The following is a 24,098-nucleotide window of genomic DNA, read 5'->3' on the forward strand; positions in this document are numbered from 1 at the left end:
CTATGGCGCTTACAAAAGCTGAAATGTCAGAATATCTGTTTGATAAGCTTGGGCTTAGCAAACGGGATGCCAAAGAGCTGGTAGAGCTGTTTTTCGAAGAGATCCGTCGTGCTCTGGAAAATGGTGAGCAGGTAAAACTCTCCGGCTTTGGCAATTTTGATTTGCGAGACAAAAACCAACGTCCGGGCCGTAACCCGAAGACGGGGGAAGATATTCCCATTACAGCCCGCCGCGTGGTGACCTTCAGACCCGGACAGAAGTTAAAAAGCCGTGTCGAAAACGCAACGCCCAAAACAGAGTAATATGAACTAACTAAAAAGGCCGCTCTCGCGGCCTTTTTTCTTTGCTCTCGCTGGCAAACCCGCCGTAAAATCAATTACATCTCACGCTAATAAAACCGTACACATGCTTGATTTTGCCCATCGCCAACAGCGTTCCGATCGACGCCGCCTGCTTTTGCTGGTACTGCTGCTTTTTGTTGCCGCCAGTTTCAGCCTGTGTGCCGGCGACCAGTGGCTAAGCCCGGCACGCTGGTTTGGTCCTGAAGGGCAGCTTTTCGTCTGGCAAATTCGTCTGCCGCGCACGCTGGCGGTGATCCTGGTCGGTGCCGCGCTGGCGCTCTCAGGCACCATTATGCAGGCGTTGTTTGAAAACCCTCTGGCAGAGCCGGGGCTGCTCGGTGTCTCAAATGGCGCCGGTGTAGGTCTGATTGCCGCGGTGATGCTCGGCGGTGGGGCGCTTTCCACCTGGGGGGTTAGCCTCAGCGCCATTCTCGGGGCATTACTGATCACCCTCATTCTCCTGCGTTTCGCACGACGCCATTTATCAACCAGTCGGCTGCTGCTTGCCGGGGTTGCGTTGGGGATCATCTGCAGCGCGTTGATGACCTGGGCGGTCTACTTCTCCACCTCGTTCGATCTGCGTCAGCTGATGTACTGGATGATGGGCGGGTTTGGCGGCGTAGACTGGCGGCAGGGCTGGCTGATGGTGCTGCTGGTCCCGGTCATACTGTGGGCGGGCGTGCAGTCGCAGCCGCTGAATATTCTCGCTCTTGGTGAAACCTCAGCCCGCCAGCTTGGGATGCCGATTGGCGTCTGGCGCAATGCGCTGGTGATTGCAATCGGCTGGCTGGTGGGAGTGAGCGTGGCGCTGGCGGGGGCGATTGGCTTTATTGGGCTGGTTATCCCGCACATGCTGCGTCTGTGTGGCATCACTGACCATCGAATCTTACTTCCCGCCTCGGCAGTGGCCGGTGCGGCAACGCTGCTGGTGGCGGATATCATCGCCAGGCTCGCCCTGAACGCCGCTGAGTTGCCCATCGGTGTGGTCACCGCCACGCTGGGCGCGCCGGTGTTTATCTGGCTACTATTAAAAGCTGGACGTTAAATCGATAACCTGAGGAAATGCTATGCAGTCTGATATTCTGAATACCGAAGTGACCACCATCGACGGGGACAAAACCACCCTGGAACGCTACAAAGGCAACGTGTTGCTCATTGTGAACGTAGCCTCCAAATGTGGTCTGACGCCGCAGTATGAGCAGCTGGAGAACATTCAGAAAGCCTGGGAGAAAGACGGCTTTACCGTGCTGGGCTTCCCGTGCAATCAGTTCCTGGGTCAGGAGCCGGGTAGTGAAGAGGAGATCAAAACGTTTTGCAGCACCACCTATGGCGTGACGTTCCCGATGTTCAGCAAAATTGATGTGAATGGCGAAAATCGTCACCCGCTGTATGCCAAACTGGTGGCCGCCGCGCCGACCGCCGTGGCACCGGAAGGCAGTGGCTTTTACGAGCGTATGGCCAGCAAAGGGCGAGCACCGCTCTATCCGGACGACATCCTGTGGAATTTCGAAAAATTCCTGATTGGTCGTGACGGCCAGGTCGTTCAGCGTTTTTCTCCGGATATGACGCCTGAAGATCCTATCGTCATGGAGTCAATCAAGCTGGCGCTGGCGAAATAATGACGCAGCTGATGCAGCTCACGGACGTTGCCGAGACGGGGCGTCTGGAGCCGGTGACGGCGGCCATCCGTGCAGGTGAAATCCTGCATCTGGTGGGGCCGAACGGGGCAGGGAAGAGTACGCTGCTGGCGCGCATGGCGGGGCTGACAGTCGGGCCAGGCTCGATCACCTTGCTCGATAGCCCCCTGAGTGACTGGTCGGCGGTCGCGCTGGCGCACCGGCGGAGCTACCTTGTTCAGCAGCAGGTCCCGCCGTTTGCGATGCCGGTCTGGCACTATCTGATGCTGCATCTGCACGATAAACAGCAGACCGCGCTGCTCACCGAAGTGGCGGCGGCGTTGGGGTTAGAGGACAAACTTTCCCGGCATGCCAGCCAGCTTTCCGGTGGCGAGTGGCAGCGCGTCCGTCTGGCGGCGGTGATCCTTCAGATCCATCCGGCGGGCAACCCTCACGGGCGACTGTTGTTGCTGGACGAGCCGATGAGCGGTCTGGACGTGGCGCAACAGGCGGCGCTGGACACGCTCCTCAGCGCGCTCTGTCGACAAGGCATTGCCGTGGTGATGAGCAGCCATGACCTGAACCATACGCTGCGCCATGCGCACAGCGTCTGGCTTCTGGCGCGCGGGAAGATGATTGCCAGCGGCACGCGCGATAGCGTCCTTACGCCGCCAAATCTCGCTCGTGCTTACCATATGCCGTTCCGCAGGCTGGATATCGAAGGGCATAAGATGCTGATTTCTACCGCACACGAGTAACCGTTTCTTGCCTGTTAGCGCCATTGCACGCTAAATTACGAAAAGAATAAAAAAAGCAGAGGATTCGTCTGGACATGCGATTCTGGTTTCTCATGGTGGCAGCGTTATTTCTTGCGGGATGCAGTAGCCATCGCGCACCGCCGCCTAACCCACGACTTTCAGATTCAATCACCGTGATTGCCAGCCTGAACGATCAGCTGAGCAACTGGCGCGGGACACCGTATCGTTACGGTGGCATGAGTCGCGGTGGGGTGGATTGCTCCGGCTTTGTGCTGATGACGTTCCGGGATAAGTTTGATTTGCAGCTTCCGCGCGAAACGCGCAAACAGGCTGAAATCGGTACCGAAATTGATAAAGATGAGTTGTTACCCGGCGACCTGGTTTTTTTCAAAACCGGCTCGGGTGAAAGTGGTCTGCATGTTGGCATTTATGATACGGATAACCAGTTTATTCATGCCTCGACCAGTCGTGGGGTGATGCGTTCTTCCCTCGATAATGTTTACTGGCGTAAAAATTTCTGGCAGGCACGACGTATTTAGTCCGCCACCGACCACGCATTTCTGACGGCATGGCACAATTAAACCATGCCGTTTTTTTGCAAATAAGATGATTAAAGTTAAATTTACAACAAATTACTTATGTCCTTATGTGTCTGTTTTATCTAAAACTGGCTATTACGCAGCAACCAGGATAAGATTATTTTAGATTCAGGGATAAATCTGAAAATTAATACGGATCTAATGAAATTAAACTTATTAAAATCAAGACAGTGGAATTGTGTCAGCAATTGCTCCAGGATGTCCTCTCTCATCTTTAATGCGGGGCGAGTGCAATGATTATTACGTTAGATAATGCCTACCAGTCTGAGCTGTTGCTCCAGCCTGCCCGCAATAATGCCGGTGAGCTTAAAGGATTAGAGGTGACGGTTAACTTTACTGGCGTCGGCAGCGATGTACGGATCCCCACTGAACTCGTTATCCCGCGTCTGACTCCGGCAGAAGAGTTAGCGCTGTTTCAAGAAAAACTGCAATTGCTTGATACCTGCAAACTGTTTTTTATTCAGCATCAGTTAATTGCATGGATCAATATTACACCTGTAATAGTTGAGTTTTTATTAAGTAATGGGAACGCTGTTTCAATACTTGAGCGTTATCCGTTTCTTGAGTTTACTGTTAATGAGAATTATCCAGGTTTAAATAACGGAAAGGACGATCCTGAACTGGCGAGAATGGCGATTCATTTTCCGCTGGTGCTGGCAAACTTTGGTGCCGGTGAAGCCTCGCTTAAAGCCATTTATGATGGTTTGTTTAAACGTGTCATTCTGGACAAAGGGTTTATCCAGCAGCACGCGGCAGCGCTTTCTTTTGAGCCCTTTATGCGTGCTATTCTGTGGCAAATAACGTCACATTGTCAGTCTGTGCTCGTCGCCGGTATTGACGATCATGCCCTGTTGCAGCGCGTTTTATCCTTCAACTTTGGTGCCATGCAGGGGGCGCTGTGGCCTGCCGTAACTGCAGAGCGCGTCACCACGCTGGTTCAGTGATAACCCTTTCTTTCGCCCGTGTTTAAGTCCGGGTAAACCCTCTACACTAAAAGCAGGAGGACTTATGACCCTGTCTTTTACTGCGCACTGGCATGACGAGTTGCCGGGTTTTTATACCGCACTCAAACCAACACCATTACATCATTCCCGTCTTGTCTGGCATAACGATTCGCTGGCGAACGACCTGGCTATCCCACCGGAAATGTTCCAGCCTTCAGACGGCGCGGGCGTCTGGGGAGGGGAAACGCTGCTCGATGGCATGCAGCCCCTCGCTCAGGTCTATAGCGGACACCAGTTTGGCGTCTGGGCGGGACAGCTGGGGGACGGCCGTGGGATCCTGCTTGGCGAACAACAGCTCCCCGGCGGAGAGACGGTCGACTGGCACCTGAAAGGGGCGGGTCTCACACCCTATTCACGCATGGGCGACGGGCGCGCGGTACTGCGCTCAACCATCCGTGAAAGTCTGGCGTCGGAAGCGATGCATGCGCTGGGTATTCCCACCACGCGCGCGCTGACGATAGTGACCAGTGACACCCCGGTGGTCCGCGAAACGGTAGAGAAAGGCGCCATGCTGATGCGCATTGCGCAAAGCCATCTGCGTTTCGGCCATTTTGAACACTTTTATTATCGCCGCGAGCCGGAAAACGTACGCCAGCTTGCCGATTACGCCATCCGACGGCACTGGCCGCAGTTACAGGACGAGGCCGACAAATACCACCTCTGGTTCCGCGATGTGGTTGCCCGCACGGCAATCATGATTGCCCGCTGGCAGTCCGTAGGCTTTGCTCATGGCGTGATGAACACCGACAACATGTCAATTCTGGGGCTGACCTTTGATTACGGTCCGTTTGGTTTTCTCGATGACTACCAGCCGGGGTATATCTGCAACCACTCGGACTATCAGGGGCGCTACAGCTTTGACAATCAGCCGGCGGTGGGGCTGTGGAATCTGCAGCGTCTGGCGCAATCCCTGTCGCCGTTTATCGACGTTGATGCCCTGAATGATGCGCTCGACGGCTATCAGGAGACATTGCTGCGCGAATACGGCACGCTGATGCGCAACAAGTTGGGGCTGATGACACAGGAGAAGGGCGATAACACTATTCTGAATGGCTTGTTTGCGCTCATGGCGCGTGAGGGCAGCGACTATACCCGTACCTTCCGTATGCTCGGCCAGACAGAGCAGCATAGCGCTGCCTCACCGCTGCGCGATGAGTTTATCGACCGACAGGCGTTTGACGACTGGTTTGCCACTTACCGCGCGCGCCTGCAACAAGAGCAGGTGGATGACGCGACCCGGCAGGCGCAGATGAACGCGGCGAACCCGGCGATGGTCTTGCGCAACTGGCTGGCGCAGCGGGCGATTGAGCAGGCGGAGCAAGGTGAATATGCGGAATTACACCGGCTGCACGTAGCGTTGCGCACGCCGTTTGCCGACCGGGACGACGATTATGTCAGCCGCCCGCCTGACTGGGGCAAGCGGCTGGAGGTCAGCTGCTCAAGCTAATGTTTTGGCCGGGAAGCACAGGCTTGCCCGGCCGATACGTCACTGGGCGACCCACCCGCCGTCCATATTCCACGCCGCGCCCCGCACGTGCACGGCGCTGTCGCTACATAAAAACAGCGCCAGTTCACCCAGCTGTTCCGGCGTCACAAATTCTCCTGAGGGCTGTTTCTCCGCAAGCAACTGCTCGCGCGCCCGATCCGCAGGCACACCTTCTGCGATACGTTTGTCGATCTGCTGCTGAACCAGCGGCGTAAGCACCCATCCCGGGCAGATGGCGTTCGCGGTAATACCGGTGCGGGCAGTCTCCAGCGCCAGGGATTTTGTAAAACCGACCACCCCATGCTTGGCGGCGACATAGGCAGACTTCTCTTTTGATGCCACCAGCCCATGCACGGAGGCGATATTAATGATGCGTCCCCAGTTTTTCTCGCGCATTGCAGGCAGCGCCAGTCGGCTGGTGTGAAACACCGACGACAGGTTAATGGCAATAATGTCGTTCCATTTCTCCACCGGGAACGCCTCAACCGGGGCGACATGCTGTATCCCGGCATTATTGATAAGAATATCCACCCCGCCGAACTGCGTGTCGGCGTAGCGCATCATCGCATCGATTTGCAGGGCGTCACGCAGATCTGCATCGTGATAACCCGGTTTTTTCCCCAGCCGGGCGATCTCTTCTCTTGCTGCGTCACTGTCGCCAAAACCGTTGAGGATCAGCTGCGCTCCGGCCTTTGCCAGTATGCGGGCGATGCCCAGACCAATACCGCTGGTCGAGCCGGTCACCAGCGCCGTTTTACCGTTCAGATTCATTTTATTCTCCTTACACAATGCCGGTGAGATAGAACACGGCAATGACAAAAAGCACCGCCAGACTTTTGATGATCGTGATGGCGAAAATACCGCCATAGGCCTGACGATGGCTAAGACCGGTGATGGCCAGCAGCGTAATCACCGCGCCGTTATGGGGGAGTGTATCCATGCCACCGCTGGCCATAGAAGCCACCCGGTGCAGGACCTCCAGCGGAATATTCGCGGCATGGGCGGCGGCGACAAAGCTGTCTGCCATGGCCGCCAGCGCAATGCTCATCCCACCTGAAGCCGAACCGGTGATCCCGGCGAGAACGGTCACGCTGATCGCTTCATTCAGTAACGGGTTCGGAATAGCCGCCAGCGCGTGGGATAAGACCAGAAAGCCGGGCAGGGCGGCGATAACTGCACCGAAACCATATTCCGAGGCGGTATTCATCGCCGCCAGGATCGCGCCGCTCACTGCCGTCCGGCTGCCTTCCGCCAGACGTCCCCGGATGTTGCGAAAGCCAAAGATCAGCACCAGCACGATACCGGAAATCAGCGCAGCTTCCACGGCCCAGATGGCGGTGATCTTGCTGACCTCGGTCACAATCGGCTTTGCCAGCCCGGGCAGGGTCAGCTCGTGGCTGGTGCCATACCAGCCGGGGATCCAGCGGGTAAAAAGCAGGTTGAGGATCCCCACCACCAGCAGGGGGGAAATCGCAATCAGCGGATGGGGAAGGTTAATGTTGTCCGGCGTTTCCGGTTCGTTTTTCAGATCCATGCCGTAACCTTCATTGTTATTGAGCGCTTTCCGCCGCTGGCGCTCCAGCCAGAGCAGGCCAAAGCAGATAATAAACAGCGAGCCAATCAGCCCCAGCCAGGGGGCAGCCCAGGCATTAGTGCCGAAGAAGCTGGTGGGGATAATATTCTGGATCTGCGGCGTGCCGGGCAGGGCGTCCATGGTGAACGAGAACGCCCCCAGCGCCACGGTCGCCGGGATCAGCCGTTTGGGGATCCCGCTCTGGCGAAACAGTTCGGCGGCGAAAGGATAAACGGCAAACGCCACCACAAAGAGCGACACGCCGCCGTAGGTTAACAGCGCGCAGACCAGCACAATCACCGGAATGGCGTGGCGGCGGCCAAGGATTTGAATCGCCGCGGCAACAATGGAGCGTGAGAAGCCGGAGAGTTCAATCAGCTTGCCAAACACGGCGCCCAGCAGGAACACCGGGAAGTAGAGCTTGACGAAGCCCACCATCTTTTCCATAAACAGGCCGGTAAACGTCGGGCCGACAGCGCCCGGGTCGGTTAACAGCACGGCACCCAGCGCCGCAATGGGCGCAAAAAGAATAACGCTATATCCGCGATAGGCCGCCAGCATCAGCAGCGCCAGCGCCGCCAGGGCAATTAACACACTCATTGCGACTCCTTACTGTTGTTATATTCGGGTACTCACGAGAGGTTTAACGCTCGACGGTCAGCGCAATGCCTTGCCCGCCGCCTATGCACAGAGTGACCAGCCCTTTTTTGGCGTCACGGCGCTGCATCTCATGCAGCAGCGTCACAAGGATCCGACAGCCGGATGCACCAATCGGATGGCCCAGCGCGATAGCGCCACCGTTAACATTCACCTTGCGCGCATCCCAGCCAAGCAGTTTGCCGACCGCCAGCGCCTGCGCGGCAAAAGCTTCGTTGGCTTCGATGAGATCCACCTCATCCAGCGACCAGCCTGCCCGCGCCAGCGCGGTCTGGCAGGCGCTGACGGGGCCGATGCCCATTACGGACGGATCGACGCCCGTGACGGCGTAGCTCACGATCCGGCCCAGCATCGGTAGCCCGCTCGCCCGCGCTTTTTCTTCGCTCATCAGCAACACCGCGGCGGCGCCATCGTTCAGGGTGGAGGCATTCCCCGCCGTGACCGTGCCGTCCTCATGGCGAAACGCGGGGCGTAGTTGCGCTAGCTGTTCTGCGGTGGTTCCTGGCCGGGGTTGTTCGTCATGACGAATCACCAATAGCGGCTTCTTGCCCTGTTTCACCGTTACCGGGGTAATCTCGGCCTCAAAGCGAGCAGATTCGATGGCAGACGCAGCCTTTTGCTGTGACCCGGCGGCGAAGGCATCCTGCTGCTCGCGTGAAATGCCGTGCTGCCGGGCGACGTTTTCCGCGGTGATCCCCATGTGGTAATCGTTAAACGCATCCCACAGGCCGTCGACGATCATGCTGTCCTGCAGGCCCGTGTGGCCAAAACGCAGCCCGGAACGGGCGCCGTCCAGCAGGTAAGGGGCATTGCTCATGCTCTCCTGACCGCCCGCGATCACCACCTCTGCGTCGCCACAGCGGATAGCCTGTGCCGCAAGCTGTACCGCCTTCAGCCCCGCGCCGCAGACCAGATTGACCGTGGTGGCAGGGGTACTGACGGGCAGCCCGGCGGCGATAGCCGTCTGACGTGCCGGGTTTTGTCCGCAGCCTGCCGTCAGCACCTGCCCAAAAATCAGTTCGTCTGTGTCACCTGCCGAAAGCGAGCTCTCCTCAAGCAGGCGACGCACTGCGACAGCACCAAGTTCAACGGCGGAAAGGGGAGAGAGCGAACCGCGAAAACTGCCAATCGGCGTTCGCGTTGCCCCGACTATCATGACGTTTTTCATGTTGAGTCCTCAGCTAAAGCGCATTTCGCGAACGTCGTCCGCCACGATGATTTTTCCGGCAGTTTTGCTGACGATCTCGTCAATGCCGACGCCGGGGGCGTATTCACGCAGAATGAACGCACCGTCTTTAATTTCCAGCAGGGCCAGGTCGGTTAACACCCGGCGGATGCAGCCCACGCCGGTGAGCGGTAGCGTGCAGCGCGACAGCAGTTTGGACTCACCGCTCTTCGACGCGTGGGTCATCACGACAATGATGTTCTGCGCCCCGGCGACAAGATCCATGGCGCCGCCCATGCCTTTCACCATCTTTCCGGGGATCATCCACGAGGCGATGTTGCCTTCCACGTCCACCTCAAACGCCCCCAGCACCGTGAGGTCGACGTGACCGCCCCGGATCATGGCGAACGACTGGGCCGAGTCGAAAATAGCGGCACCGGTTCGCGCGGTAACGGTCTGCTTACCGGCGTTGATCATGTCAGCATCAAGACTCTGCGCATCGGGAAATTCCCCCATCCCCAGCAGTCCGTTTTCCGACTGGAGCATCACGTCCATGCCGTCCGGGATGTAGTTCGCCACCAGCGTCGGGATACCGATCCCCAGGTTGACGTAGTAACCGTCGCGCAGCTCGCGGGCGACGCGCATGGCCATCTGTTCGCGGGTTAACATGGTCAGACTCCCTCTGCGCGCAGCGTGCGCTGTTCAATGCGTTTCTCAAACTGGCCGACAATCAGCCTGTCGACGTAAATTCCCGGAGTGTGGATCGCGGACGGCGGCAGCTCACCCGGCAGGACAATCTCTTCCACCTCCACCACGGTTATCCGTCCTGCGGTGGCCATCAGCGGGTTGAAATTCTGCGCGGTGTGGCGGTAGATAACGTTGCCGTACCAGTCCGCTTTCCAGCCCTTGATAAGCGCAAAATCGCCGGTGATGGCCTCTTCAAGGATGTAGTGCTTACCGGCAAACTGACGTACCTCTTTCCCTGCGGCCACGGGCGTGCCATAGCCGGTGGCCGTGTAAAATGCCGGAATACCGGCCCCGCCCGCGCGCACCTTTTCGGCCAGCGTGCCCTGGGGCGTCAGCTCAACCTCCAGCTCGCCGCTCAGCACCTGCTGTTCGAACAGCACGTTCTCGCCGACGTAAGACGCCACCACCTTCCGCACCTGGCGCGTCTCCAGCAGAAGTCCGAGCCCAAAACCATCCACGCCGCAGTTGTTCGATACCACCGTCAGGCCCTGCACCTGACGGCGTTTGACTTCCGCAATCAGATTTTCAGGAATACCGCACAGGCCAAAGCCGCCCGCCAGTAATGTCATCCCGTCTGTCAGCCCCTCCAGCGCCTGCGCATAGCTGCCGACGCGCTTATCCAGTCCTGCCATAGCCATCCCTCCTGTTGTCCGTGGCGGTATCATTGGGGGCGACGACTCTTTTGTTAATTTTGAATTTGTGACCCACTCATTTGGTTTTCTTATTAATTTCCTGTTAACTAAATTTTTTCAATTAGTTAACAGGATGAAAAATGAGAATGAGTGTCAAACAGTTACGCGCGTTTTTAGCGGTAGCTCACACTCTCAATTTTGCGCACGCCAGCGAACGGTTAAATCTTTCTCAGCCAGCCCTCAGCCTGACGATTAAAGGGCTGGAGGATGCGCTCGGAGGCCCGCTGCTGCAGCGAAGCACGCGTAAGGTCACCCTGACGCAGGAGGGCGAAACCTTTTTACCGATGGCGCGGCAGCTGCTGGCTGACTGGGATAACGTGGAAGAGGCAATGCACCAGTGCTTTACGCTGCAGCGCGGCAAAATCTCGGTCGCGGCCATGCCGTCGTTTGCGGCTAACGTCCTGCCGGAGGTGCTGAAAGCGTTTCGCGATCGCCATGCCGGGATCAACGTCACCGTGCATGATGTCATCAACGAACAGGTAATTGAGATGGTGCGGGAAGGGCGGGTCGAGATGGGGATCGCCTTTGAACCGGCGCCGACGCATAACCTGCTGTTTACGCCGCTGGGCCTCGACCGGTTTGTCGCCATTGTGCCGAAAGCGTCCCCCCTTGCGGTGAAAAAACGCCTCTCCTGGAATGAACTGCTGACGCTGGATTTCATTACCCTGCAGCGCCCCTCGGCGGTGCGCCTGATGATGGAAGAGGAGCTGGCCCGTAGCGGCCGCAAGCTGGAGGTGGCGCTGGAGAGCCATCAGCTGGTGACGGTAGGAAGGATGGTCGCCAGCGGGCTGGGCGGCAGTGCCGTACCGGCGCTGTGCGAGGCGCAGATGACATCGCTGGGTGCGGTCTGTATTCCGCTGGACAGCCCGCCGATAGAAAAATGTATCGGGGTGATCCATCCAGGGCACACGCAGCTCTCAAAAGCGGCGCATGCCCTGCTGGAAACCCTGAAAGATTTTTATCAGCCCGATCAGGGGACGAGAAACACCTGCGGCGCAGCATGAGCCGGGTGTCGGCCAACCTGCACCTGCGCGCCGTACCAGCGCGTCAGCGTATCGGCCTGCAGAACCGCCTCCGGGGCCCCCTGAGCGACCATTTTGCCGTTATGTAACAACAGGATGCGATCGGCCCACAGCGCCGCCAGATTGAGATCGTGCAGCACAACACAGACATGCAAATGCCCCCGACGGGTCAGGGAAGAGAGCAGGCGCAGCAGATGCTGCTGGTGGTAAAGATCCAGCGCGGACGTGGGTTCATCCAGAAACAGCCAGCCGCGCGGCGCACCGTCGCACCAGAGCTGTGCCAGCGCGCGGGCGAGTTGAACGCGTTGCTGCTCCCCGCCGGAGAGCGCCGCAAACTGCCTGCCCGCCAGCGGTAAACAGCCGGAGATGGCCATCACCTCCTCAATCACCGACGCCTCAGGGCGGCGCGTCCACGGCGCACGCCCCATCCCGATCACCGCTTCTACCGGCCAGTCGAATCCGAGCTGGGTATTCTGGCGCATGACCGCCCGGTAGCGGGAGAGTCTGTCCGGCGGCCAGGCCGCAAGCGGCGTTCCTGCAAGACTGCACCGTCCGCTCGCGGGTTTGAGATAGCCGGTAAGCAGGCGTAACAAGGTCGATTTCCCGGCACCGTTGGGGCCAATCAACGCCACCAGTTCGCCCTGGGAAAGGGTCAGCGACACGTTGTCGATCAGCGTCCGTTGCCCGGCGTGAAAGACAATATTTTCCGCACAGTAGCGTTCAGCCATGCGCACCTCCGCGACGAAAGATAAGCCACAGGAACCACGGCGCACCGAGAAGACTGGTCAATAAACCGACCGGCATTTCCGCCGGGGCGACCAGGGTGCGTGCCAGCGTATCGGCAGCCAGCAACAGTAACGCACCGGCCAGCACCGAGCCGGGGATCACCGCCCGGTGGTCGGCCCCCAGCCACATGCGCACCAGGTGTGGCACCACAAGGCCAACAAAGCCGATGACACCGCTGACGGCCACCGCGGCGGCCACCAGCAGGGCGCTGCACAGCAGCAGGAGCCGCTGTACAACGGCCACCTCCACCCCGAGGTAGTGCGCCTCTTCCTCGCCAAGCTGCAGCAAATTAAGTGCGCCAGCCAGGCGCCAGATAACCAGCACGGTGGGAACCATCAGCGAGCAGACGGCCAGCAGCGTTGACCACTGGGCCTGGCCGAGGCTACCCATGCCCCAGAGTGAGAGCTGGCGAAGCTGGGCATCATTACTGAGCCATGACAGCACGCCGACGGCCGCCCCGCACAGGGCATTGATGGCAATCCCCACCAGCAGCAGTCGCGACAGGGAACTGTCACGCTGCCGGCTGAGCAGGAAAATGACGAATGTGGCGGCCAGCGCGCCGAGAAACGCCGCCAGCATCGGGGCGTACAGCATCACCAGCGCGGGCAGCGAGAGCGGAATAACCACCCACAGCGCAACGGCGAGTGCTGCGCCGCTGCTGATCCCCAGCAGGCCCGGATCGGCCAGCGGGTTACGAAACAGTCCCTGCATCACACAGCCCGCCAGCGCCAGTGAGCCGCCGATTGCCAGCGCCAGCAGCACGCGGGGCAGGCGGATCGTCAGCCAGATCTGACGCAGCGCGTCGTCGCTGCCGGTCCACAGCAGGCTGACCGGCAGGCGCAACGCGCCCACACCGCTGGCCGCCAGCGTCATGACGGCCAGCAGCGCGGCCAGCAACCACAATGCCAGTACGGCGCGTCGGGACATCAGGGCAGTTGCTCCGCTTTACGGCGTAACTGCTGGATCGCCTGTGGCGTTCGCACGCTAAAGCCCAGCAGCGCCATATCGTCGATGGCCAGCATCTGCCGGTGACGTCCCGCTGGAGTTTGCGCCAGACCGGGCAGTTGCCACACCGCATCCGCCCCACCCAGAGCGTTCACGCCATCCTGCGAGATCACCACCAGGTCGGGCTGACTGGCGATAACGCCTTCCTGAGACAGCGGCTGATAGCGAGTGAAGCCCTGCATCGCGTTCTGCAGCCCTGCCGCACGAATGGCAGCATCCGCTGCGGTTTGTTGCCCGGCGGCCATCGCGGTCATCCCGCCGTGGTTGAGAATAAACAGCACCCGTTTATTGAGCGGTGACACGGGAAGCGCCGACAGCGCCTGACGCAGCGAGTTGCGCAGGGTTTTCCCTTCTGCCTCGCGGTGCGTCGCCTCAGCGATAACCCGAACCTTTTCATCGATAACACTGAGGTCATTGCCTGCCGGAACGGTGATCACCCTGACGTGACTCTGCTCTACCTGTTTTAACGCCAGAGACGGCTGTGCCTGTGCACTGGCCAGTACCAGCGTGGGGCGCATGGACAAAATGCCTTCGGCATTCAGCTGGCGCAGATAGCCCACGTCCGGCAGCGTGTTCGCCGCCTGTGGCCACTGGCTGGTGCTGTCGCGTGCCACCAGCGAAGACGCAGCGCCGAGCGCATAGACAATCTCGGTGACGTCGCCGCCGAGCGCGACGATTTTCTCCTGCGGCGCAGCAAATGCCAGCAGCGGCAGGGCGCTGATCAGGGCAAGCCATTTTTTCATGCGGCCAGCCCTTTTGCCGTTAAGGCGTCGATCTGGCTGCGCCACTGGCTCTGCTCGGTTTCGCCTTCACTCCGCTGGCCGTACAGCTGGGCAATCTGCGTGCCGTCGGCGGCAAACAGCTCCAGGCTGGTGACATGCCCGTCAGCCGTCGGTTTGCGCGTGACCCAGGATTCTGCGATGGCGCCTTCCAGCAGATGGAGGGTGAAAGCCGGGTTGAAGATGTTCAGCCAGCCCTTCATCGGCATCAGTTTTTCCACCACGCCGGTGAAGATCTGCACGCAGCCGCGGTTGCCGACGAAAATCATGATTTCGTTTCCGTCCAGGCGTGCCGTTTCCAGCAGCTGGGCCAGCGCGGTGTTGTCGACCCTGCAGGCCAGATCGTCGCCCACCAGGCGAAACGCCTGCTGGCGGCTGAGGTTGTGACGCTTGAGCAGGCTGAAGAACTGATGCACGTCGGTCATGGCACGCCACTCTGTGTCCACGAGCGAGGCGTCCGGGTTTTCAGCGTGAGCCGGGACATCGGCCGTTTTCAACGCCAGCGGCGAATTCCCGGCAAAGATAAAGCGGGTGAGCAGGTCGCCCCAGGCGGTGAGGTCGGTGTTATCCGTGGCGTAAACCTTCAGCAGGGCGTCGCCCTGGAGGTCGAAGAACTGAATGCTCTGCCGCTCGCCGTGGGCGGTGGCCTCGCTGATATGAAATACGCTCGCCCACTGGTTAAGGAACAGGCGCAGATCCAGCGCGCGCGGGTTGAGGATCAGCCCGGCGTGGCCGCTCAGGTGTTGATGGGTAAAGGCGCCGACCTGCTCGTGAACGGCGTAGTCGTTGCGGCAGATGCATTTGGTTTCGCCCACCGCTTCCAGCGCGGCCAGGATCTCGCGGGCATCACCGCGCAGGCGCCAGGCGTCATGACCCACACGGGCGAAGGTTAGCTCGGCTTCGCTGATGTTCATTAAACCTGCAATGTCGCGCGCGTACTTACCCGGATTTTCTTCTTTTAGCTCAAGCCAGCGTGTGTAGTGGTTCATTGTCTTTTCCTCTCAAAGCATTGCCCCGGCCAGCCGGGGCGGGGATTACCATTGATAACTGACGAAAATCTTCCCGTTTCGGCCATCCTGCGGAATGCCCTGTGGCGACCAGTATTCTTTGTCGAAGGCGTTGCCCAGCACTAGCGTCGTGGTGACGCCTTTAAGCTGCGCCTGGCCGGTGTAGCTCACGTAGAAATCATTAACCGCGTAGCCGGGTTGCTCACTGTAGCTGCTGCTGATGTGGGTTGAGCGATCGACAAAGGTGCCGATCCAGCCGACGGAGAAGCCGCTTTGTGCCAGCGGAATATCCAGCTTGCTGGTGACGGTATCCGGGTTAATGCTGAAAATATACTCGCCCGTGTCGGTATCTTTTCCGCGCGTGCGGTTATAGGCGAGGTCGAGGTTGAACAGGTCGGCGGAGTATTTCGCCATCACGTCCCAGCCCCAGATTTTGGCGTTCGGGACGTTATATGACATGGTGGTCGCCGCCGCAAAATTGACGGTGGTGGAGATGTAGTCTTTGGCGTTGGTATCGAAATAGCTGGCTTTAAACTCCAGCGCATCGTTGGCCAGCATCAGATCATCAAAGCGCAGACCAAAACCATACTCCTGCGTTTCGTTGGTTTCCGGGCGCAGATTGGGGTTAGGCACCCAGTAGTTGGTATAGAAGCGGCCAATGGAGAAGTGTTTGGCGTCGTTATACATTTCGCCCATGGTTGGCGCGCGGAACGCCTGCGCGTAAGAGCCGAACAGCATCAGCCAGTCGGTCGGGTTGACGGTTAACCCGGCGCGGGAGGACCACTTATCGGCATCCACATCCTTGTAGCCATCGCTGCTGCCGCGGTAGTTGTCGTAGCGCGTGCCGCCAAGAAGGGTCACGGGGAGGTCGCGCAGGGTGATTTCATCCTGCAGCCAGCCGGAGCTGAAATCGATTTGTGCCTGCGGGAAGCCCGTTGTTGCCCCGCCCGGGCGTTGCTCCTGACGATAATACTCACCGCCGTAGGTCAGCAGATGTGAGGCAAAGGAATCGCTGAACAGGCGGGTGCGGTTCTCCACTTTGCCGCCTTTGGTGGTCTGTTTGCGAAACTCACCGCTGCCGTCGATGTTCTGGGCGTTGATACGCGCTTCGGACCAGTAAATTTTCGCGTCGGCGTTCAGCCAGTCGTTACCCTGTGGAGCAAGGTGATAGCCGAGCTGCGCGTCACGCTGGATGGTGGAGCGGTCGGTCAGCGGGTTACTGCTGCTGTCTGCTGTACTGGTTTGCGGGTTTTTCGGCTCCTGTGCAGCGTTATTGTAATAGCGCAGGGAGCCGCTCAGGCTCTGGGCCGCGTCGATTTTCCAGCTGCCCTTCGCCAGCATGTTCTGAATGGATTCGTCGTTCGGGGCGGTTGTGCCGTCACTCTGGCGCAGATCGCCGCGATCCCGGCTCGACCAGGAGACCAGCCCGTCCAGGGTATCGGTGCGGCCATAGGCGCTGGCCCCCATGCCGATGCTGTGATCGCCCGTCGCACCGGTAGCGAACACCCGGTAGCCGCTGTTTTTACCCGGCTCAAGCAGATCTTTGGCATCGACGGTGTCATAGGCAATCACACCGCCCAGCGCGCCGCTGCCGTACAGCAGGGCCGACGGACCGCGCACCACTTCGATACGTTTAATCAGCGCCGGATCGAGGAACGTGCTGTTCAGGTGGCCGGTGTCGGTTCCCTGGCGCACGCCGTCAACCAGCACCAGCACGCCGCGACGGTCATAACCGCGCAGGTTAACGTCCTGGCCGTTGGTGCGTCCGGTGCCATCGAGCGTCAGGCCGGGGACGTTACGCAGCAGGTCGGCTGCCGAGCTGGCAGTTCGTTTATCCGGTGTGCTGGCGTCAATCACGCTCACCATCATGGGGGCTTCGAAGGCGCTACGGGCGTTACCCGTGGCGGTCACGGTCATTTCATCTGTGGTAGCAAACGCGACGCCCGGCAGGGTGCTGACAATCGCCAGCGCCAGAAGTGACGGACGTAAAGGCGCGGAAGGCAGGTGTGGCATAGCAACTCTCCATTAAGAATTGAAAGCGCTGGCTGCCTGGGGTTCACCTGGGTGGCTGGCGGAGTTTTTGTGTTGTTTATTTTGTGAGGATCAATTTTCCGGCATGGGTCTGGCGCAGCAGGTAGCGTTGACCGTCATGCTCGATAATGACCCGTCCCTCATCGCCCAGCAGGGTTTTGCTGTCAATGCGACGCTCGACGGGGGCGGATGCTGTGTCTGTTTTTGGCGGCGTTGCCGCAGTGTTATCCGTACGTGACATAATGTTTATAAATAACAATCAATGTAACAATGATAATCATTATCAATAAACTGCAAATTCGCGGCAAGCGTTTTTGTGAAAAAAGGGTGAGAGGATCAAATTTGGGGGAGGTGCGGTCTGATGCCCTCACCCCGGCCCTCTCCCACAGGGAGAGGGAGAAGGGCACGTATCGTAGGTCGGGTAAGCGCAGCGCCACCCGACAATAACATCAGAAGCGCGAATCTACCGCCGACGCCAGCTTCTCCAGCAGCAGTTCGCTGTCTTCCCAGCTCAGGCACGGGTCGGTGATCGACTGGCCGTAAACCAGCGGCTGACCCGACACGATTTTCTGCGTGCCTTCGCGGATAAAGCTTTCGGCCATAATGCCCGCAATGGCGCTTGAACCGCTGCGGATCTGCTGGCAGATCTCATCGCAGACATCCAGCTGGCGACGGTGCTGTTTCTGACAGTTACCGTGGCTGAAGTCCACCACCAGATGTTCCGGCAGATCGAACTCGGCCAGCGTTTCACAGGCCACGGCAATATCCCCGGCGTGATAGTTCGGTGTCTTGCCGCCGCGCATAATGATATGCCCGTACGGGTTACCGCTGGTCTGGTAGATGGTCATCTGGCCGCTCTTATCCGGCGAGAGGAACATGTGGCTGGCACGCGCAGCGCGGATCGCATCGACCGCAATCCGGGTGTTGCCATCGGTTCCGTTTTTAAACCCGACCGGGCAGGAGAGGGCAGAGGCCATTTCACGGTGGATCTGGCTCTCGGTGGTCCGCGCGCCAATCGCGCCCCAGCTGATCAGATCGGCGATAAACTGGCCGGTCACCATATCGAGAAACTCGGTGGCCGTGGGAACGCCCAGCTCATTCACCTGCAAAAGCAGCTTACGTGCCAGCTCAATCCCATGGTTAACGCGATAGCTGCCGTTGAGATCGGGGTCTGAAATTAATCCTTTCCAGCCCACCACGGTACGGGGTTTTTCAAAGTAGGTCCGCATCACGATCTCAAGGCGATGCTGGTGTTTTTCCCGCAGCCCCTGTAGCCGTTTTGCATAATCCATCGCCGCGTCCAGGTCATGGATCGAGCAGGGGCCAATTACCACCAGAAGACGTTTGTCTTCACCATTAAGAATTTTTTCAATGCGTCGGCGCGAGGCCGTAACATGCTCCGCAACGCCTGCGGAAAGTGGATGCCGCTGTGCCAGTTCAGCCGGTGTAACCAGGCTGTCAATGCGCGCTGTGCGGAGTTCGTCGGTTTTATTCATGGAATGTCTCAGAAATTTTTTGCTTCATCGGCAGACTACCGGGAAGTGATGGGCATCACCTTAAACCAATCCCTGCTGATTTCAAGTTCGGGGCGGCTCCGCCCCGAGGATGTGGTGGATGATACCTGAATCTGAGCTAATGTACTAGCATATTAGTACATGCGACGATTAAGGCCCATGATGTCGAGAATTTTGGTAGCGATCTCTTCAACCGAATAGTTGGTGCTGTTCAGCCACGGGATCTGGTTTTTGCGGTACAGCGCTTCCACTTCGGAGACCTCCATTCGACACTGGCGCATGGAGGCGTAGCGGCTGTTTTCGCGGCGCTCTTCGCGGATGGCGGCAAGGCGCTCCGGGTTAATGGTCAGCCCGAACAGCTTGTGCTGCAGCGGCTTCAGGGCGGCAGGTAGCACCAGATTGTCCATATCATCGGCAATGAACGGGTAGTTGGCGGCACGAATACCAAACTGCATCGCCAGGTAGAGGCTGGTCGGGGTTTTGCCGCAGCGCGAGACGCCCAGCAAAATGACCTGCGCCTGGTCGAGGTTTCGCAGCGAGATGCCGTCGTCATGCGCCAGGGTGTAGTCAATGGCGGCGATACGCGCATCGTATTTGGTCAGGTTGCCAGGGTTCAGCCCGTGGGTTCGGTGGGCGATGGGGGTCGGGTCGAGCTTCAGCTCGCTCTGCAGCGGGGCCACCAGCGCCTGCACGATATCCTGACAAAAGCCTTCGCTTTGCAGAATGATGTTGCGAATTTCCGGGATCACGATGGAGTAGAACACCAGCGGGCGCACGCCCGTCTGCTGGTAAATGGCATCAATCTGGTCCTTGACCGCCCGCGCGCGGCTCTCATTTTCCACAAACGGCAGCGTGATGCTGTTAATCGAAACGGGGAACTGTGACATCACCGCATGCCCCAGCACCTCGGCGGTAATCGCCGTACCATCAGAAATATAAAAAACGTGGCGATCGACAGCATTATCCATTTTATCCACCCTGAATATCGGACCTAATTGTCTGAAAGCATAAATTAAAAAAGTTAATTGCACAGCAAAGAAGTTATCTGAATTTAAAATGAAATGGTGTTTTTGATTTTCCTGAAAAGTGGATTTCATTTTTCAAATAGCGACGTCATTTTTGTGGTTTTTGGCTGAATATATAGGAATCATCGGCTTATCCGGTGGAGGGAAAGTATCCGAAAAGTTGAAAATTTAAATTGCTTACACGATTCACCGTTTTTTTAGCGTAAATAAATATGCCAGTATAAATACGTAGTCAGGTGTTTCTTACTCCGATCAAATATCACAAAAGGATTGTTTCGATGTCCAACAATGGCTCGTCACCGCTGGTGCTTTGGTATAACCAACTCGGCATGAATGATGTAGACAGAGTTGGGGGCAAAAATGCCTCCCTGGGTGAAATGATTACAAATCTGTCCGGTATGGGTGTCTCCGTACCAAACGGGTTTGCCACGACCGCCGATGCGTTTAACCTGTTTTTAGACCAGAGCGGTGTAAACCAGCGCATTTACGACCTGCTGGATAAAACGGATATTGATGACGTTACCGCGCTTGCTAAAGCCGGGGCGCAGATCCGCCAGTGGATTATCGACACACCTTTCCAGCCGGAACTGGAAAAAGCCATTCACGATGCGTACAACCAGCTCTCCGCTGATGATGCGCAGGCCTCTTTCGCCGTGCGCTCCTCTGCAACCGCAGAAGACATGCCGGATGCCTCGTTCGCCGGACAACAGGAAACTTTCCTGAACGTTCAGGGGTATGACGCGGTACTGGTGGCGGTGAAACACGTGTTCGCCTCCCTGTTTAACGATCGCGCTATCTCCTATCGCGTGCATCAGGGCTATGACCATCGCGGCGTCGCGCTCTCTGCGGGCGTACAGCGTATGGTGCGTTCCGACGTGGGCTCTTCCGGCGTGATGTTCTCCATTGATACCGAGTCCGGCTTCGACCAGGTGGTATTCATCACCTCCGCGTGGGGTCTGGGTGAGATGGTGGTGCAGGGTGCCGTGAACCCTGACGAATTCTACGTCCACAAACCGACGCTTGCCGCCAACCGTCCGGCGGTGGTTCGTCGCACCATGGGCTCGAAAAAAATCCGCATGATCTATGCCCCGACCCAGGAGCATGGCAAGCAGGTGAAGATTGAAGATGTACCGCAGGAGCTGCGCGACCGCTTCTCCCTGACCGACGCCGAAGTGCAGGAGCTGGCGAAGCAGGCGGTGCAGATTGAAAAACACTACGGCCGTCCGATGGACATCGAATGGGCCAAAGACGGTCACACCGGCAAGCTGTTCATCGTCCAGGCGCGCCCGGAAACGGTTCGCTCCCGCGGCCAGGTGATGGAGCGTTATACCCTCCACGCGCAGGGCAAAATCGTGGCGGAAGGCCGCGCGATTGGTCACCGCATTGGTGCCGGTCCGGTGAAAGTGATCCACGATATCAGCGAGATGAACCGCATTGAACCGGGCGACGTGCTGGTAACCGACATGACCGACCCGGACTGGGAACCGATCATGAAGAAAGCCGCGGCTATCGTCACCAACCGTGGCGGGCGTACCTGTCACGCGGCGATCATCGCCCGCGAGCTGGGGATCCCGGCGGTTGTCGGCTGCGGTGACGCAACCGAACGCATGAAGGACGGACAGAACGTGACCGTCTCCTGTGCCGAAGGGGATACCGGCTACGTGTATGCCGACATCCTTGACTTCAGCGTGAAAAGCTCCAGCGTCGATACCATGCCGGACCTGCCGCTGAAGATCATGATGAACGTCGGTAACCCGGACCGCGCGTTTGACTTCGCCTGCCTGCCGAACGAAGGCGTGGGCCTGGCGCGTCTGGAATTCATCATCAACCGTATGATTGGCGTTCACCCGCGCGCGCTGCTGGAGTTTGACGACCAGGACGCAAAGCTGCAGAACGAAATTCGCGAGATGATGAAAGGCTACGACTCGCCGAAAGAGTTCTACGTTGGCCGTCTGACCGAAGGGATCGCGACGCTCGGGGCGGCGTTTTATCCGAAGCGCGTGATCGTGCGTCTGTCAGACTTTAAGTCTAACGAATACGCCAACCTGGTGGGCGGCGAGCGTTACGAGCCGGAAGAAGAGAACCCGATGCTGGGCTTCCGTGGGGCCGGACGTTATGTCTCCGACAGCTTCCGCGACTGCTTCGCGCTGGAGTGTGAAGCGGTAAAACGCGTGCGCAACGACATGGGGCTGACTAACGTTGAGATCATGATCCCGTTCGTACGTACCGTGGACCAGGCGAAAGCGGTGGTGGACGAGCTGGCGCGTCAGGGGCTGAAGCGCGGCGAAAATGGGCTGAAGATCATCATGATGTGTGAGATCCCGTCCAACGCCCTGCTGGCAGAGCAGTTCCTGGAGCACTTCGACGGCTTCTCTATCGGTTCGAACGACATGACGCAGCTGACGCTGGGTCTGGACCGTGACTCCGGCGTGGTCTCTGAGCTGTTCGACGAACGCAACGAGGCGGTGAAAGCCCTGCTGTCGATGTCCATCCGTGCGGCGAAGAAACAGGGTAAATACGTCGGGATTTGTGGCCAGGGCCCTTCTGACCATGAAGACTTCGCGGCCTGGCTGATGGAAGAGGGGATCGACAGTCTTTCCCTCAACCCGGACACCGTGGTGCAAACCTGGCTGAGCCTGGCTGAACTGAACAAGTAACGTCTTCCGTATCTGAAAAGGCGAGGGAAATAATCCTCGCCTTTTTTATTTCCGCTTATATTTGCTCCCCATCACAAATAAAGTAAAAAACCAAATATCATAATTTGTCTGTTAATTTAGACAATTGTTAGCACACAAAGGGTTGCTAATACTTGAGCCTTACCGCGCAAATCAACAGGATTTTGCGCAACTGGTTGAAATACGTTTTAACCTGATAAAAAGGCAAATAACAAATGACAATCTCCTCTGTACTGCGTACCAAAGATAAAATAGGTTATGGCTTAGGTGATATGGCCAGTGCGCTGGTCTGGCAAACAGCGACGTTATTTCTTGCTTATTTCTATACAGACGTTTTCGGTTTACCCGCGGCCATTATGGGCACCATGTTTTTAGTGGTGCGCGTGGTCGATGCCTTTATTGATCCCTGTATCGGCGCGCTGGTGGATCGCACCCAAACGCGTCACGGTCGTTTCCGTCCATGGCTGCTGTGGTTTGCCATTCCGTTTGGCGTGAGCTGCCTCATTACGTTCTACGTTCCCGACGTCGGGCCCACGGCGAAAATCGTCTATGCCTGTGTGACCTACGGGATTTTAAGCCTCATCTATTCCGCCATTAACGTCCCTTACTGCGCCATGCCGGGCGCGCTGACGCTGGATCCGCGCGAGCGCCATTCGCTGCAGTCGTGGCGCTTTGGCCTGTCGTTTATCGGCGGGTTGATTGTGACGGTTATCGCTTTGCCGTTGGTTTCGCATCTTGGACAGGGCAACGTACAGAAAGGCTATTTCTATGCCATGAGCCTGATGGGATTACTGGGGATTATTTTATTCTTCTGCTGCTTCCTGATGACCCGCGAGCGCTATTCTCCGCGGAATGATACTTCTGGCTCCATGCTCACCGATTTAAAACTGCTGGCCGGGAACAGCCAGTGGCGAATTGTGTTCCTGTTTAATATTTTGCTGTTAACGGCGGTCGTGACGCGCGGCTCTGCCACGATGTATTACGTGAATTATGTGCTGTTGCGCCCGGAACTGGTGTTTGCCTTTATCGTCTCCGGGATGGTGGCCTCCTTAAGTGGCGCATTATTATCCGAACGGCTGCTGGGGAAATTTGACCGCGTACGTGCCTATCAGTGGACCATTATTTCCTTCGTGATTTTTGGGGCGCTGATCTTCTTCCTGCCGCCTTCACAGGTCTGGCTGATTTTCGGCCTCAATATTGTCTTTAGCTTCATCCAGAACCTGACCACGCCGCTGCAGTGGACCATGTTCTCCGATGTGGTCGACTATGAAGAGCACCGCAGCGGTCGCCGGCTCGATGGTCTGGTCTTCTCCACCGCGCTGTTCGCCATCAAATTTGGTCTGGCGTTGGGTGGGGCAGTGGTGGGTTGGGTGCTCGGGATGGTGGATTACGCGCCAGGCCAGGCAACCCAGACGCCGCACGTACTCACGACCATTAACGCACTGTTTACCCTTATTCCGTGCGTGCTGTTCCTCGGCATGGTCGCGCTGCTTGCCATCTACAAACTCAACAGTCGGCTGGTGGATTCCATCGCCCGCGAACTGGCCAGCAAGCGCGACGTGCGGCCAGAAGCAGGGCAACTCAGCCCGGCTGCCCCTTCCGCCCTACAGGAGTAA

General features: G+C 58.1%; 23 protein-coding genes. 10 read left to right on the forward strand and 13 right to left on the reverse strand.

Annotated elements, in window-relative coordinates:
• Nucleotides 1–2 precede the first annotated feature (2 nt).
• The 7 genes from ihfA (at nucleotide 3) to selO (ending at nucleotide 5,765) form a co-directional block, all read left to right on the forward strand.
• A complete protein-coding gene (gene ihfA, locus AC2FAK_RS07355; protein WP_013097001.1) occupies nucleotides 3–302 on the forward strand; it encodes an integration host factor subunit alpha in 300 nt (99 codons plus the stop codon).
• Nucleotides 303–405: 103 nt separating this feature from the next.
• A complete protein-coding gene (gene btuC / locus AC2FAK_RS07360) occupies nucleotides 406–1,386 on the forward strand; it encodes a vitamin B12 ABC transporter permease BtuC (protein ID WP_095454829.1) in 981 nt (326 codons plus the stop codon).
• Nucleotides 1,387–1,408: 22 nt separating this feature from the next.
• Nucleotides 1,409–1,960 (forward strand): glutathione peroxidase, encoded by a 552-nt coding sequence (locus AC2FAK_RS07365; protein ID WP_020688363.1) that lies wholly within the window; start codon nucleotides 1,409–1,411, stop codon nucleotides 1,958–1,960.
• Nucleotides 1,960–2,715, forward strand: a complete 756-nt coding sequence (gene btuD, locus AC2FAK_RS07370) for a vitamin B12 ABC transporter ATP-binding protein BtuD (RefSeq protein WP_013096997.1) — start codon at nucleotides 1,960–1,962, stop codon at nucleotides 2,713–2,715. Before AC2FAK_RS07365 ends, btuD begins: the two co-directional genes overlap by 1 nt.
• A gap of 74 nt (nucleotides 2,716–2,789) precedes the next feature.
• A complete protein-coding gene (locus tag AC2FAK_RS07375) occupies nucleotides 2,790–3,254 on the forward strand; it encodes a C40 family peptidase (protein WP_023620702.1) in 465 nt (154 codons plus the stop codon).
• 293 nt (nucleotides 3,255–3,547) lie between these two features.
• Nucleotides 3,548–4,258, forward strand: coding sequence for an EAL domain-containing protein (locus tag AC2FAK_RS07380; protein WP_023620701.1), 711 nt, complete (start codon nucleotides 3,548–3,550; stop codon nucleotides 4,256–4,258).
• A gap of 64 nt (nucleotides 4,259–4,322) precedes the next feature.
• Entirely contained in the window at nucleotides 4,323–5,765 is a 1,443-nt protein-coding gene (gene selO / locus AC2FAK_RS07385; protein WP_013096994.1) for a protein adenylyltransferase SelO, read from the forward strand.
• A 39-nt stretch (nucleotides 5,766–5,804) separates the two neighbouring features.
• Here the strand turns inward: selO and AC2FAK_RS07390 are convergent, their stop codons facing one another.
• From AC2FAK_RS07390 to AC2FAK_RS07410, 5 genes are read right to left on the reverse strand one after another with little or no spacing between them, the layout of a single operon-like run.
• A complete protein-coding gene (locus AC2FAK_RS07390; RefSeq protein WP_095453118.1) occupies nucleotides 5,805–6,575 on the reverse strand; it encodes a 3-hydroxybutyrate dehydrogenase in 771 nt (256 codons plus the stop codon).
• Nucleotides 6,576–6,585: 10 nt separating this feature from the next.
• A complete protein-coding gene (locus AC2FAK_RS07395) occupies nucleotides 6,586–7,977 on the reverse strand; it encodes a GntP family permease (RefSeq protein WP_095454828.1) in 1,392 nt (463 codons plus the stop codon).
• Between the two features lie 43 nt (nucleotides 7,978–8,020).
• On the reverse strand, nucleotides 8,021–9,202 hold the full coding sequence (locus AC2FAK_RS07400) for an acetyl-CoA C-acetyltransferase (RefSeq protein WP_095454827.1): 1,182 nt from the start codon (nucleotides 9,200–9,202) through the stop codon (nucleotides 8,021–8,023).
• Nucleotides 9,203–9,211: 9 nt separating this feature from the next.
• Nucleotides 9,212–9,868, reverse strand: coding sequence for a CoA transferase subunit B (locus AC2FAK_RS07405; protein WP_047023717.1), 657 nt, complete (start codon nucleotides 9,866–9,868; stop codon nucleotides 9,212–9,214).
• A 2-nt stretch (nucleotides 9,869–9,870) separates the two neighbouring features.
• Nucleotides 9,871–10,578: a CoA transferase subunit A gene (locus AC2FAK_RS07410; RefSeq protein ID WP_095454826.1), complete on the reverse strand. Its 708-nt coding sequence runs from the start codon at nucleotides 10,576–10,578 to the stop codon at nucleotides 9,871–9,873.
• A 140-nt stretch (nucleotides 10,579–10,718) separates the two neighbouring features.
• Here AC2FAK_RS07410 and AC2FAK_RS07415 point away from each other — a divergent pair, with 140 nt between their 5' ends.
• On the forward strand, nucleotides 10,719–11,642 hold the full coding sequence (locus AC2FAK_RS07415) for a LysR family transcriptional regulator (protein ID WP_170942739.1): 924 nt from the start codon (nucleotides 10,719–10,721) through the stop codon (nucleotides 11,640–11,642).
• Here the strand turns inward: AC2FAK_RS07415 and AC2FAK_RS07420 are convergent.
• From AC2FAK_RS07420 to ppsR, 8 genes are all read right to left on the reverse strand, one after another.
• Complete coding sequence (locus AC2FAK_RS07420) at nucleotides 11,609–12,388, reverse strand: heme ABC transporter ATP-binding protein (protein ID WP_094084151.1); 780 nt, start codon at nucleotides 12,386–12,388, stop codon at nucleotides 11,609–11,611. The two genes, AC2FAK_RS07415 and AC2FAK_RS07420, sit on opposite strands and share 34 nt — an antisense overlap.
• Nucleotides 12,381–13,373, reverse strand: coding sequence for a FecCD family ABC transporter permease (locus AC2FAK_RS07425; RefSeq protein WP_014831563.1), 993 nt, complete (start codon nucleotides 13,371–13,373; stop codon nucleotides 12,381–12,383). The genes AC2FAK_RS07420 and AC2FAK_RS07425 overlap by 8 nt, the downstream gene beginning before the upstream one ends.
• A complete protein-coding gene (locus AC2FAK_RS07430; protein ID WP_095454824.1) occupies nucleotides 13,373–14,194 on the reverse strand; it encodes a heme/hemin ABC transporter substrate-binding protein in 822 nt (273 codons plus the stop codon). The genes AC2FAK_RS07425 and AC2FAK_RS07430 overlap by 1 nt, the downstream gene beginning before the upstream one ends.
• On the reverse strand, nucleotides 14,191–15,219 hold the full coding sequence (locus AC2FAK_RS07435; RefSeq protein WP_095454823.1) for a hemin-degrading factor: 1,029 nt from the start codon (nucleotides 15,217–15,219) through the stop codon (nucleotides 14,191–14,193). The genes AC2FAK_RS07430 and AC2FAK_RS07435 overlap by 4 nt, the downstream gene beginning before the upstream one ends.
• 45 nt (nucleotides 15,220–15,264) lie before the next feature.
• Nucleotides 15,265–17,250 (reverse strand): TonB-dependent hemoglobin/transferrin/lactoferrin family receptor, encoded by a 1,986-nt coding sequence (locus tag AC2FAK_RS07440; protein WP_095454822.1) that lies wholly within the window; start codon nucleotides 17,248–17,250, stop codon nucleotides 15,265–15,267.
• A 76-nt stretch (nucleotides 17,251–17,326) separates the two neighbouring features.
• The gene (gene hemP, locus AC2FAK_RS07445) at nucleotides 17,327–17,509 is read right to left on the reverse strand and encodes a hemin uptake protein HemP (protein WP_061771859.1); all 183 of its coding nucleotides are present in this window, start codon (nucleotides 17,507–17,509) and stop codon (nucleotides 17,327–17,329) included.
• A gap of 208 nt (nucleotides 17,510–17,717) precedes the next feature.
• Nucleotides 17,718–18,764 (reverse strand): 3-deoxy-7-phosphoheptulonate synthase AroH, encoded by a 1,047-nt coding sequence (gene aroH, locus AC2FAK_RS07450; RefSeq protein WP_095454821.1) that lies wholly within the window; start codon nucleotides 18,762–18,764, stop codon nucleotides 17,718–17,720.
• A gap of 152 nt (nucleotides 18,765–18,916) precedes the next feature.
• On the reverse strand, nucleotides 18,917–19,750 hold the full coding sequence (gene ppsR, locus AC2FAK_RS07455; RefSeq protein WP_023620693.1) for a posphoenolpyruvate synthetase regulatory kinase/phosphorylase PpsR: 834 nt from the start codon (nucleotides 19,748–19,750) through the stop codon (nucleotides 18,917–18,919).
• Between the two features lie 335 nt (nucleotides 19,751–20,085).
• Between ppsR and ppsA the strand changes: the two genes are divergently transcribed.
• Together ppsA and AC2FAK_RS07465 are read left to right on the forward strand one after the other, a co-directional pair.
• Nucleotides 20,086–22,464 (forward strand): phosphoenolpyruvate synthase, encoded by a 2,379-nt coding sequence (gene ppsA, locus AC2FAK_RS07460; RefSeq protein WP_020688345.1) that lies wholly within the window; start codon nucleotides 20,086–20,088, stop codon nucleotides 22,462–22,464.
• A 233-nt stretch (nucleotides 22,465–22,697) separates the two neighbouring features.
• Complete coding sequence (locus AC2FAK_RS07465) at nucleotides 22,698–24,098, forward strand: MFS transporter (RefSeq protein WP_095454820.1); 1,401 nt, start codon at nucleotides 22,698–22,700, stop codon at nucleotides 24,096–24,098.

It is taken from the genome of Enterobacter cloacae complex sp. 394F7, assembly GCF_057320385.1.